Below are 11,816 nucleotides of genomic sequence, written 5' to 3'. Positions count from 1 at the left end.
CAGCAACGTTACTTGGCCATTTCTCGGCAAACAATAGAGATTCGAGAAATTGTCCTGTGAACTGGATAACAAATTGGACAATCTAGGTACGCAGTAGCACCTCAATAATGGAAATAAGTATTTTATGCAATCCGCAGATTATCCAATACTAATACTTTGACATTATGGCTATCGCGCCAGCTCACAGCCGGTCTACTGATATACTGGCTTACGTGGATGCGTGTTCACGGAGGTAAGGATCAGCACATCTACGGATTAGCGGATAATTTTGACGCGATTTAATCTCAGCCTCTAACCATACTACGTATATTCTGATTGGTAAATGGTTATCCAGCTACATTATCGGATTTGCTCTTAAGCTGCGCCGCTTAAAAGGCCGGTGGGACCCCGGGCGGTAGTCTCGGCACTCGCCGACAGCTGGCGGCACCAGTCCTGGACCCGGCAACGCGACTTACGCCGGTCTCGGTGAGAGAATCAGTATCAACACACACCTAACGCTGATTTACTGATTGGCCACTCACCGGAGGACGACCGCTGCAGTGAACTTCAATCCCAACCACAGCGGACCCAACGCCGGATCATTCCGCGCCCAGCCGGGCGGTGACGCCGCGCCAACCGAGCGACTCACCAGCATCCGGCAGGGTGCTCAACGGGCGGTCAGCCAACCCGCACCCAACCAGCAGGGCCGTAGCCAGCGCACCCGTCGTACCGTCGATCTTCCGGCGGCCACCCACCGGGCCCTCGACATCTGGCAGCGCGAAGCCGCCGACCGTCTGGGGGTCGCCCGGGTGACCGGACAAGAGGTGCTCACCGCACTCATCGATCAGCTTCTCATCGATCCGAAGCTCACGGCCCAGATCACCCACGCCATCCAAGACCGGCGCTGACCGGCCGTTAGACGCGCCAGCCCGGCTCGGGCTACTCGATCTCCATTTCACGCAGCTCGCGCTTGAGGACCTTGCCAGTCGGGTTGCGCGGCAGCTCCTCGAGGAAGACGACCTCGCGCGGCACCTTGTACCGGGCCAAGTGGTCGCGCACGTAGTGCTTGACCGTGTCCTCGTCGAGGTCGGCGCCGTCCTTCTTGACCACGAAGGCCCGCAGCCGGTGACCCCACTCCTTGTCCTCGACGCCGATCGCGGTCGCCTCCACCACTTCGGGATGCCCGCTGATCAGGTCCTCGACCTCGGCGGGGAAGACGTTCTCGCCGCCGGAGACGATCATTTCGTCGTCGCGACCGCTGATGTAGAGCAGGCCGTTCTCGTCGAAATAGCCGACGTCGCCGGAGGACAACAATCCGTCGATGATCTGTTTGTTGCCGCCCCCCGTGTAACCCTCGAACGGGAAGGCGTTGCCGACGAAGATGCGCCCGACGTCGCCCTGCGGCAACTCCTTGCCGTTGTCGTCGTAGATCTTGACCTTCACGCCCTTGACGACGGGCCCGACGGTCGACGAATTGAACTCGAGGTGCTTGGGCTCGGCGATCGTCGCGAAGGCGATTTCCGTTGAACCGTACATGTTGTAGATGACCGGGCCAAGATCCTTCAGCGACCGTTCGGCCAGGTCCGCGCCCAGCGCCGAGCCGGAGACAAACACGATCTTGAGGCTGGACAGGTCGGGCTTGGAGTCCATCTTCTCGATGGTGTCGAGGATCCGCGACAGCATCACCGGCACCACGACCATGGCCGTCACCTTGTGCTTCTCGATGTCTTCCAGCACCAGCGGCGGCTTGAATTTCCGACGCAGCACCAGCGTCGAGCCCAGGAACATCGCGATGGTCCCGTGCAGGAAACCCAGCGCGTGGAACATCGGCGCCGGCAGCGATGTCACCTCGCCGGCCTTGAAGGGGACGTGCGACAGGATGCCGCCTATCGGCGCCAGGGTCGGCGGAGTGCTGCGGTTGGCGCCCTTCGGAGTGCCCGTTGTGCCGCTGGTCAGGATGATGATCGACGAGTGTTTGCTCGCTTTGGGAGCGGGTTCGGAGCTGCTGCGCTCGATCAGGTCGGCCAGCGTCTCGTCGTTGCTGCCGGACGGTTCGTCGGCGTCGGGGTCCGTGCCCAGCGCACGCAGCTTGCCAAGTTCCGGCTCGGCTTTGCTGACTGCCTTGGTGTACTCGTCGTCGTAGATGATCAGTTTGGCGCCTTCGCGCTCTGACACCTCTTTGATCTGCGGGCCGGAGAACTCACTGTTGAGCAGGATGATGCGGGCGCCCACCCGGGCGGCGCCGAAGTAGGCGATCAGGAACCAGCGGGTGTTGCGGGCCAGGATGGCGACGCCGTCGCCCCCTTTAATGCCCTTGTCCATCAACCCGTTGGCCACCGCGTGCGCCGCATCGTCGAGCTCCTTGAAGGAAAACTCGCCCTCTTCGTCGATGCACGCCGCGCGGTCGGGATGGCGCCTCGCATTGAGCGAGGGCAACATGCCGAACTCGCCCCACTTGTAGATATCGGCGGCCATCGCGGCATAGTTCTGCGGCGGCTCGATCCGGAATGCGCCCGCTTCGAAGATTTTGCGCACGTAATGCAGCTCGGCCGCGCCACGCTCGACGTACTGCTGAACTTTCGCGGCGGCCTGACCAGGCAGGCCGATGAGGTTAGGCATGCGCTCCACCCTATGTGACGTCCGTCTCAACGCGGCCGGAAATTCGGGCGAATTACCATGGACCGCATGTCCAGTCCGGTTTCGCTGGAGGTGGCCGGGCGTACTGTGGCCATCACCCATCCGGACAAGGTGGTGTTCCCCCGCGTTAGTGTCCCCGAAACGTTCGCTGGACCGCGCACCAAGCTCGATCTGGTCCGCTATTACCTGGCGGTCGCCGACGGGGCGTTGCGCGGGGTGGCGGGCCGGCCGATGATCCTGAAGCGCTTCGTCAAGGGCATCAACGAGGAGGCGGTGTTCCAGAAGCGCGCACCCGCCAACCGACCAGACTGGATCGACGTCGCCGAATTGCGTTACGCACGAGGCACTTCCGCTGCGGAGGCCGTCATCCACGACGCGGCCGGCCTGGCGTGGGCGATCAACCTCGGCTGCATCGACCTCAACCCGCACCCGGTCCTGGCCGGCGACCTCGATCACCCCGACGAGTTGCGCGTCGATCTGGACCCGATGCCCGGCGTGTCCTGGCAGCGAATCGTCGACGTCGCGCTGGTGGCACGCGAGGTGCTGGAGGACTACGGCCTGGTCGCCTGGCCCAAGACGTCCGGTTCGCGCGGATTTCACATCTATGCCCGCATCGCGCCGCGCTGGGAGTTCAAGCATGTGCGGCTGGCAGCCCAGACCGTTGCCCGCGAGGTCGAGCGGCGGGTGCCCGAAGCCGCGACCAGCCGCTGGTGGAAGGAAGAGCGCGAAGGGGTGTTCGTCGACTTCAACCAGAACGCCAAGGACCGTACGGTCGCATCGGCCTATTCGGTGCGCGCGACCCCGGACGCCCGGGTGTCGACGCCGCTGTTCTGGGAGGAGGTCGCCGACTGCCGCCCTGAGGCGTTCACCATCGACACCGTGCCCGGCCGGTTCGCCGAGCTGGGCGACCCGTGGGCGGGGATGGACGACGCGGTCGGTGAGCTGGACCGCCTGCTCGTGCTGGCCGAAGAGCTGGGACCGCCGGAGAAGGCCCCGAAAGGGTCGGGTAAGCGCGCCGACGGCCGGCGGTCGTCATCGATGCCGCTCATCGAGATCGCCCGCACCAAGACCAAGGACGAGGCCATGGCCGCCCTCGATACCTGGCGTGGCCGGTACCCCACGGCGTCCGACCGCCTGCATCCCGCCGACGTCCTTGTCGACGGGATGCGGGGGCCGAGTTCGATCTGGTACCGAATCCGGATCAACCTGCAGCACGTCCCCGAAGGCGAGCGACCGCCGCAGGAAGACCTGATCGCCGACTACAGCCCTTGGAAAAATGAGCAGCATAAATACACCGGGCCACAAAAGGGCTAGACGCCCGCCAGGGCCATGCCGGATTTCTTGCGCAGATAGCAGAACCAGGTGACCGTCAGCAGCGCGAGGAAGAACGCGATATAGAACCGCAGCGCCGGTTCGATGCTGCCGAACTCCGACTTCGACCACGCGTACGCCAGGGGCACGACGAAACCGCCGAAGGCGCCCACCGACGAGATGACGCCCAGAGCGCCGGCCGCCTGGCGGCGCATGCCGACCATCGTCTCGGGATCGCCGCCCTCGAGCTCGCCCTTGATCTTGAAGATCCGCGAAATCATCCGGTAGGTCGAGCCGTTGCCGATTCCGGTGGCGACGAACAAGAACATGAAGCTGGCGAAGAACATCGGCAGGTTCTTGGCGTTGACGGACCACAGCGCCGCCGCGGCGCCGACCGCGAGCATGACGAAGCTGGCGGCCGTGATGCGGGCGCCGCCGATCCGGTCGGCGAGCTTGCCGCCGAGCGGCCGGATCACCGACCCGATGCCGGCACCCAGGAATGCCCAGGTCAGGGCGATGTCGCCGCGACCGAACACGGTCTTGAGCAGCGTCGGGAACGCCGCCGAGTAGCCGATGAACGACCCGAACGTGCCGATGTAGAGCAGCGACATGACCCAGGTGTCGGGGTGCCGCAGCGACTGCCACACCGGCTTCACGTCGGCCTTCGCCTCCGTGAGGTTGTTCATGAACAGGAATGCGCACAGCGCGGCGACGACGGCCAGCGGCACGTAGAAGAGTCCGGCCCGCGACAGTGCCACCCCGCCGCCGGCGATGACGATCGTCGGGATGATCTTCTGCACGACCGCGACACCGATGTTGCCCCCGGCCGCGTTGAGGCCCAACGCCCAGCCCTTGTCCTTCTCGGGGTAGAAGAACGAGATGTTGGCCATCGACGAGGCGAAGTTGCCGCCGCCGAAGCCGGCCGTCGCGGCGATCGCGACCAATACCGCGAACGACATGTGGGGATGGCCCACCGCCCAGGCCAGCAGCAGGCATGGGATCAGCAACAGCATGGCCGAGATGGTCGTCCAGTTACGGCCGCCGAAGACCGGGACCGCGAATGTGTACGGAAGCCGCAAGAAGGCGCCGACACCGCTGGGCACGGCGACCAGGCAAAGGGCCTGGCTGGCGGTCAGCGCCCAGCCGGAGGCAGCGGCGTGCATGGGGTGTCCGGGGGCGCCCACCGCGGTCATCTGGACGACCACGATGCTCCACAACATCCAGACGCTGAAGCCGACGTGCTCGGCGAAAATCGAGAAGATCAGGTTGCGGCGGGCGATCGGCTTTCCGGTCGTCTCCCAGAACTCGGGGTCTTCCGGTCGCCAGTCGTCAATCCAGTGTCGTCCTGCATGATGCCGGCGCGCGGGGGCCTGGACCGGGGCGGTCGTCTGCGCAGTGTCCGTGATTGTCACGCCCCGACGTTAAGAAGGGACTGTTACCGGATCGCGTGGGCGCAGTTACGGCGGAGATACGTGGATATCGCAGCGGCGTCTGGTCCGCTGTCAGAACTTTGCGCCCCGGCGCGCATCTCCACCTCCAGGGGGTAGCGGATGCGGAAGAATCGGTCCATGCAGGCGACTCAGGCACCGCGCGGTCTGCGGGAGCGCAAGAAGATCAAAACCCATCAGGCCATCCGGCGCGCGGCGTTCCGCCTGATCGAGGAGAACGGGTACGCCGCCACCACCATCGAACAGATCGCTGACGCGGCAGAGGTATCGCCGAGCACCTTCTTCCGCTACTTCCCGTCCAAGGAGTCGCTGCTCCTGGCCGACGACCTGGACCCCCTGATCCTCGAGGCGTTGAAGAACCAGCCCGCCGAGCTGTCGCCGGCCCAGGCCTTCCGGAGTGCGTATCAGGCCGTGATGGCCCAGCTGCCCGCCGACCAGCTCGAATTCGAAAGCGCCAGGCAACGACTCATGTTCTCGATACCCGAGCTCAAGGCGGCGATGTACGACGAGTACTACCGCACCGTGCGGGTCGCCGCCGAGGCCATCGCTCACCGGATAGGCAGGGCACCAGACGATTTCGAAGTCCGGGTATTCGCGGGCGCGCTGACCGGTGCCATGATGGCGGCCTACGACGCCGCCCCGAAAACGGCCGACACCATCTACCGGGCGCTGGATTTCATCGACGCGGGTCTGCCGCTGGCCTGAGCGCGTAACAGCGCGGCGGTGCAGGTGTCCGCGCGGAACGCGCTACTCTCACGCGATGCGGCAGGTTTGGAATCGTCGGGGATTCTTGCAGTTCGCAGGGGCTACAGCGGTCGCGGCCGTCGCGAGCGCGTGCTCGTCGGACAAACAGTCCTCGAGCAACGCCGGTCCGGGCTCGGTGACGATCAACCACCTCTTCGGTCAGACCGTCATCAAGGAGCCGCCCAAGCGTGTGGTCAGCGCCGGGTACACCGAGCAGGACGACCTGCTCGCGGTGGGCGTGGTGCCGATCGCGGTGACCAACTGGTTCGGCGATCAGCCCTTCGGGGTGTGGCCGTGGGCCGCGCCCAAGCTCAACGGCGCGCAGCCGGTGGTGCTGAACCAGGACAACGGTATTCCTGTCGACCAGATCGGCAGCCTCAAGCCGGATCTGATCGTGGCGGTCAATGCCGGCCTGGACGCCGATACCTATCAGAAGCTGTCCAACATCGCGCCGACCCTGGCCCAATCGGACGGCGACGCCTTCTTCGAGCCGTGGAAGGAACAGGCCGGCGCCATCGGCCAGGCCGTGTCCAAGAACGACCAGATGAAGCAACTCCTCGACGCCGTCGTTCAGCAATTCACCGCCGTCGGCAAGAAGAACCCGTCGTGGACCGGTAAGAAGGCGCTGTTGATGCAGGGCGCGCTGTGGCAGGGCACCGTCGTCGCCACCATGGCGAACTGGCGGACCGACTTCCTGAACCAGATGGGTCTGGTCATCGACGACAGCATCAAACCCTTCGGCACCGATCAGCGGGCCGTCATCCCGCGCGATCACATCAAAGCGGTGCTCGATTCCGCCGACGTGGTGATCTGGACGACGCAGAACCCCGACGACCAGAAGGCGATACTGGCCGACCCCGAGGTGGCGGGATCGCAAGCCACCGCACGAAACCGGCACATCTTCACCACCAAGGATCTCGCCGGGGCGATCGCCTTCGCGTCGCCGCTGAGCTATCCATTGGTCGCCGGTCAACTGCCGCCGCAGATCAGCAAAATCCTGGGTTAGATCCTGGCCGCGCCGCGCCTGTTTGAGCGTTTGCTAAGGCAGCTCTGGCAGTGTTCGAAATTCCGTCGGCAGACCCTCGCCCGGACCGCGATACGAAGTTACCGTCGAGTAATGAGCGTGACAGACCTAACCAGTGCCGTGTCCAAAGACCTGCCGGCGGAGCTCGTCGGCAACACCGTGCTGGACTACGGCGACCAGGCGCTGATGCTGCAATGTGGTAGCACCGCAGAGGTATTGGCGTGGGCGGCGGCGCTGCGCTCTGCCGCGCTGCCCGGTGTCCTCGACATCGTGCCGGCCGCCCGCACGGTCCTGGTGAAGCTCGAGGCTCCTCGCTACCAAGGTGTCGCCCGGCAGCGCCTGCGCAAGATGCGGGTGGACGCCGAAGAGGCTGCGGTGTCGGACCGCAGCGCCGATGTGGTGATCGACGTCGTCTACGACGGGCCCGACCTCGCCGAGGTGGCCGAGCACACGGGGCTGACCATCGCGGGCGTGATCGACGCGCATACCTCCACCTTGTGGCGGGTCGGATTCAGTGGATTCGCCCCGGGTTTCGCGTATCTGGTCGACGGCGACCCGCGGTTGCGGGTGCCCCGCCGCTCCGAGCCCCGGACGTCGGTGCCTGCCGGCTCGGTCGGACTAGCCGGTGAATTCAGCGCGGTCTATCCGCGCCAGTCGCCCGGCGGCTGGCAACTCATCGGCCACACCGACGCGATCCTGTGGGACCTCGAACGCCCCGATCCGGCCTTGCTGACGCGGGGCATGTGGGTTCGGTTCCGGGCCGTCTAGCCACCACCCCCGAGGAGATGACCGTGGCAACTCTGCAGATTCTGCGCACCGGGCCGCTGGCCTTCGTGCAAGACCTCGGCCGTCCGGGCCTGGCCCATCTGGGCGTCGGCAGGTCCGGTGCCGCCGACCGCCGCGCACACACGCTGGCCAACCGGCTGGTGGCCAACCCCGACGACCGCGCCACCATCGAAGTGACACTGGGCGGCTTCGCGGCTCGCGTCCGCGGCGGCGACGTCGATATCGCGGTGACGGGCGCCGACACCGATCCGACCGTGGACGGAATCAAGTTCGGCACCAACAGTATTCACCATGTCCGCGACGGCCAGGTGATCGCATTGGGCGCTCCCCGTTCCGGTCTGCGGACCTATCTCGCGGTGCGCGGCGGCGTGTGCGTGGAGCCGGTGCTGGGCTCACGCAGCTATGACGTGATGTCGGCCATCGGCCCGTCGCCGCTGCAGAGTGGAGACGAGCTGCCGATCGGCGAGCACACCGACGAGTACCCCGAGGTGGACCAGGCCCCGGTCGCCGCGATCACCGGTGATGTGGTGGAGCTGTTGGTGGTTCCCGGTCCGCGCGACGATTGGTTCGCCGACGCCGACGCCCTGGTGCACACCGACTGGGTGGCATCCGATCGCAGCGACCGGGTGGGGATGCGACTGGTCGGCCGTCCGCTGCAGTACCGCTACCCGGACCGGCAACTGCCCAGCGAAGGCACTACGCGGGGCGCAATTCAGGTGCCGCCCAACGGTTTACCCGTGATCTTGGGACCCGATCATCCGGTCACCGGCGGTTACCCCGTCGTCGGCGTGGTGATCGACGAGGACGTCGACAAGATCGCCCAGGTGCGACCTGGCCAGTCGGTGCGACTGCACTGGGCGCGGCCGAGGTCCGTCGTCGCGGCCGAGTCGCACGCCGGCGCCGTCGGCTGAGCCCACGGCACAGTCTGTAGCCGGTGGCAACGAAATGTATTACAGTTCACATTAGCCCGGTCGCAGACGGCGAAATCACTTGGCGGGACTGCATTCTTGGGCGCATTGAAGCTCTTCAGGTATTTACCAGATAACTCGTAATCAACTGACAGGCGTTAACGGCCGGTTTAAGTTGACCGGCTCGCGCTCTTAATGTGAGCATCGAAAGATACGGCGGGGCATGCCCCTTCGTTTTGGGGTGCCCATATGGACCCGCAACAGCATCTCGGCTCGGCGGTAGCTGGATGCGCCGGTTGGTGGGCCTGACGAGAGGGAGCCGTATGCATGCGCTGGCTTCATATCTCAACGTGCCCAACTGATTTCGCCTGCCTGTGGATGAATGCGAACCTCCACGAAACGACCGCGATATGGTCGCCGCCAGCCGATGGCACGACGCCGTGCCGTCCCCGGGAGCATTGCCGTTGACGAAAGGTGAAATTCGGATGGGCCGCAATCACCGCATCACGGACTGGAATCCAGAAGACACAGCAGCCTGGGAGGCCGGCAACAAGAAGATCGCCCGCCGCAACCTGCTCTGCACGATCGCGGGTGACCATGTCGCCTTCTCGATCTGGACGCTGTGGCCCGTCATGGCGTTGTTCATGCCGCAGAGCGTCTATGGCTTCTCCGCCGGCGACAAGCTGCTGCTGGGCGCCGTTGCCACCTTGGTCGGTGGCCTCGCACGGATCTTCTACACCCTTGGCATCGCGGCCGTCGGCGGCCGCAACTGGACGGCCTTTTCGGCATTCGTCCTACTGGTCCCGACGGGCGGCACGATCGCGCTGCTGGCCAACCCCGGCCTGCCGCTGTGGCCCTACATCATCTGCGCCGCGCTGACCGGCCTGGGTGGCGGCAACTACGCGGCCTCGTTGGCCAACGTGAACGCCTTCTATCCCGAGCGACTCAAGGGTTCGGCGCTGGCCGTCAACGCCGGTGTCGGCAACCTCGGGGTGGCGGTGATCCAGCTGATCGGGCTGCTGGCGCTCGCCACCGCCGGACACGAAGCGCCGTACTGGGTGTGCGCGGTGTACCTGGTGTTGCTGGTGATCGTCGGCATCGCCGCCGCGCTGCTGATGGACAACGTCAGCCACGGCACGCAACTGAACACCATGCGCTCGATCCTGTTCGAACGGGACACCTACGTGATCTCCCTGCTCTACATCGCCACCTTCGGTTCGTGGATCGGGTTCTCGTTCGCCTTCGGCCAGGTGCTGCAGGTCAATTTCCTTGGCAACGGGGAAAGCGCCAAGCATGCCGCGCTGCACGCCGCTCAGGTGGCCTTCGTCGGCCCCCTGCTGGGGTCACTGGCACGCATCTACGGCGGCCGGCTGGCCGACCGCATGGGTGGCAGCCGCGTGACCCTGAGCATTCTCGCCGGCATGACCCTGGGGGCCGGGCTGCTCGTGACCATCAGCACTTTCGACGATCACCACGCCGAATCACACTCAACGAGCATGATCGGCTACGTCATCGGCTTCATGGTGCTGTTCATTCTTTCCGGGATGGGCAACGGGTCGGTGTTCAAGATGATCCCGTCGGTCTACGAGGCGCGCAGTCGCTCGCTGCAGACCAGCGAAGAGGAGCGCCGCCACTGGGCGCGTGCGAAATCCGGCTCGCTGATCGGGATCTGCTCCGCCGTCGGCGCGCTCGGCGGTGTGGGCATCAACCTGGCGCTGCGCCAGTCATACCTGAGCACCGGAACGGAAACGTCGGCCTATTGGGTGTTTTTGGCCTCCTACGTCGTTGCGGCATTTATGACCTGGCTGGTCTACACCCGGCGGCCGGTTGCTGCGGCACACGGGCAGGGCGACGAGGCCACAGCTAAACTCGCAAGGGTGTGAGCGCGGCCTCATGGTGGGCAATGCGTAAGCAATTGCCAGGTAACGCGACCGAAATCAAATGGGCATACACAGGTGACATGGGCCAGCCAGACTCCCCGCCGTTGACGGGCTACCGCATCGCGGTGACGTCCGCCCGGCGCTCCGAGGAGCTTTGTGCCCTCCTGAGCCGCCAGGGCGCCGAGGTCTGCAGCGCGCCCGCGATCAACATGATCGCGCTGCCCGACGACGACGAACTGCAGAGCCACACCGAGGCTTTGATCGCCGACCCACCCGACATCCTGGTGGCCCACACCGGGATCGGCTTCCGCGGCTGGCTGGCCGCCGCCGAGGGCTGGGGAGCCGTCACCCAGCTCCTTGATGCGCTGTCGTCGGCCCGGATCGTCTCGCGGGGGCCCAAGGCGACCGGGGCGCTGCGCGCCGCCGGTCTGCACGAGGAGTGGTCACCGGAATCCGAATCATCGCAGGAAGTGTTGGAATACCTGCTCAAGTCGGGCGTCGACGGGTTGCGGGTGGCCGTCCAGCTGCACGGCGCCGCCGACGCCTGGGACCCGTTCCCGGAATTCCTCGGCGGATTGCGGATGGCGGGCGCGCAAGTGGTGCCGGTGCGGGTGTACCGCTGGAAGCCAACGCCGTTGGGCGGCACGTTCGATCAGCTGGTGACCGGCATCGCCGGACGACAGTTCGACGCGGTCACCTTCACGTCGGCGCCCGCGGCGGCCGCGGTGCTGGAACGCGGCCGTGAGCTGGACGTCGAGGACCAGCTGCTGGCAGCCTTGCGCACCGATGTGCACGCGATGTGCGTCGGGCCCGTCACCTCCAGGCCGTTGATCCGCAAGGGCGTGCCGACATCCTCACCTGAACGAATGCGGTTGGGCGCCTTGGCACGTCACATCGCTGAAGAGCTGCCCCTGTTGGGGTCGTGCACCGTGAAGGCCGCCGGCCACACGGTCGACATCCGCGGGACCTGCGTGCTGGTGGACGGTTCGATCAAGGTGTTGCCGCCGTCCGGAATGGGCGTGTTGCGGGCGCTGGCGAAACGTCCGGGTGACGTGGTTTCCCGCGGCGATTTGTTACGCGCGCTGCCCGGCAACAGCAA

The 11,816-nt window shown here is 65.6% G+C and carries 10 protein-coding genes; 8 read left to right on the top strand and 2 right to left on the bottom strand.

The features are described 5' to 3' along the window. The first annotated feature begins 539 nt into the window (after positions 1-539). Positions 540-887 (top strand): ATPase, encoded by a 348-nt coding sequence (locus JOZ00_RS00490; protein ID WP_293338360.1) that lies wholly within the window; start codon positions 540-542, stop codon positions 885-887. A 31-nt stretch (positions 888-918) separates the two neighbouring features. Here JOZ00_RS00490 and fadD2 read toward each other — a convergent pair whose 3' ends face one another. Further along, positions 919-2,598: a long-chain-fatty-acid--CoA ligase FadD2 gene (gene fadD2, locus JOZ00_RS00485; RefSeq protein WP_293338358.1), complete on the bottom strand. Its 1,680-nt coding sequence runs from the start codon at positions 2,596-2,598 to the stop codon at positions 919-921. Positions 2,599-2,655: 57 nt separating this feature from the next. On the opposite strand from fadD2, the gene JOZ00_RS00480 reads away from it, so the two are divergent. Next, on the top strand, positions 2,656-3,930 hold the full coding sequence (locus JOZ00_RS00480; protein WP_293338356.1) for a DNA polymerase domain-containing protein: 1,275 nt from the start codon (positions 2,656-2,658) through the stop codon (positions 3,928-3,930). Here JOZ00_RS00480 and JOZ00_RS00475 read toward each other — a convergent pair. Beyond that, the gene (locus tag JOZ00_RS00475; RefSeq protein ID WP_293338362.1) at positions 3,927-5,333 is read right to left on the bottom strand and encodes a nitrate/nitrite transporter; all 1,407 of its coding nucleotides are present in this window, start codon (positions 5,331-5,333) and stop codon (positions 3,927-3,929) included. The two genes, JOZ00_RS00480 and JOZ00_RS00475, sit on opposite strands and share 4 nt — an antisense overlap. A gap of 162 nt (positions 5,334-5,495) precedes the next feature. On the opposite strand from JOZ00_RS00475, the gene JOZ00_RS00470 reads away from it, so the two are divergent. From JOZ00_RS00470 to JOZ00_RS00445, 6 genes are all read left to right on the top strand, one after another. Then, a complete protein-coding gene (locus JOZ00_RS00470) occupies positions 5,496-6,080 on the top strand; it encodes a TetR family transcriptional regulator (RefSeq protein WP_293338354.1) in 585 nt (194 codons plus the stop codon). Positions 6,081-6,135: 55 nt separating this feature from the next. Continuing rightward, entirely contained in the window at positions 6,136-7,125 is a 990-nt protein-coding gene (locus JOZ00_RS00465) for an ABC transporter substrate-binding protein (RefSeq protein WP_293338352.1), read from the top strand. A 111-nt stretch (positions 7,126-7,236) separates the two neighbouring features. Next, on the top strand, positions 7,237-7,911 hold the full coding sequence (locus JOZ00_RS00460; RefSeq protein WP_293338350.1) for an allophanate hydrolase subunit 1: 675 nt from the start codon (positions 7,237-7,239) through the stop codon (positions 7,909-7,911). A 23-nt stretch (positions 7,912-7,934) separates the two neighbouring features. Then, on the top strand, positions 7,935-8,840 hold the full coding sequence (locus tag JOZ00_RS00455; RefSeq protein ID WP_293338348.1) for a 5-oxoprolinase/urea amidolyase family protein: 906 nt from the start codon (positions 7,935-7,937) through the stop codon (positions 8,838-8,840). A gap of 482 nt (positions 8,841-9,322) precedes the next feature. Next, positions 9,323-10,720 (top strand): nitrate/nitrite transporter, encoded by a 1,398-nt coding sequence (locus tag JOZ00_RS00450; RefSeq protein ID WP_293338346.1) that lies wholly within the window; start codon positions 9,323-9,325, stop codon positions 10,718-10,720. 77 nt (positions 10,721-10,797) lie between these two features. Continuing rightward, positions 10,798-11,816: uroporphyrinogen-III synthase (locus tag JOZ00_RS00445; RefSeq protein WP_293338344.1), on the top strand; the 1,019-nt coding region annotated here is incomplete at its 3' end.

Origin of the sequence: Mycobacterium sp., assembly GCF_019243155.1 — a bacterium.
Lineage (GTDB): Bacteria > Actinomycetota > Actinomycetes > Mycobacteriales > Mycobacteriaceae > Mycobacterium.
This window is presented reverse-complemented; position numbering and strand designations above follow the sequence as displayed.

Bases quoted from the DNA above. Each gene is read 5' to 3' on its own strand.
- fadD2 (WP_293338358.1), bottom strand. From the start codon at position 2,598: ATGCCTAACCTCATCGGCCTGCCTGGTCAGGCCGCCGCGAAAGTTCAG.
- JOZ00_RS00480 (WP_293338356.1), top strand. From the start codon at position 2,656: ATGGACCGCATGTCCAGTCCGGTTTCGCTGGAGGTGGCCGGGCGTACT.
- JOZ00_RS00470 (WP_293338354.1), top strand. From the start codon at position 5,496: ATGCAGGCGACTCAGGCACCGCGCGGTCTGCGGGAGCGCAAGAAGATC.
- JOZ00_RS00465 (WP_293338352.1), top strand. From the start codon at position 6,136: ATGCGGCAGGTTTGGAATCGTCGGGGATTCTTGCAGTTCGCAGGGGCT.
- JOZ00_RS00460 (WP_293338350.1), top strand. From the start codon at position 7,237: ATGAGCGTGACAGACCTAACCAGTGCCGTGTCCAAAGACCTGCCGGCG.
- JOZ00_RS00450 (WP_293338346.1), top strand. From the start codon at position 9,323: ATGGGCCGCAATCACCGCATCACGGACTGGAATCCAGAAGACACAGCA.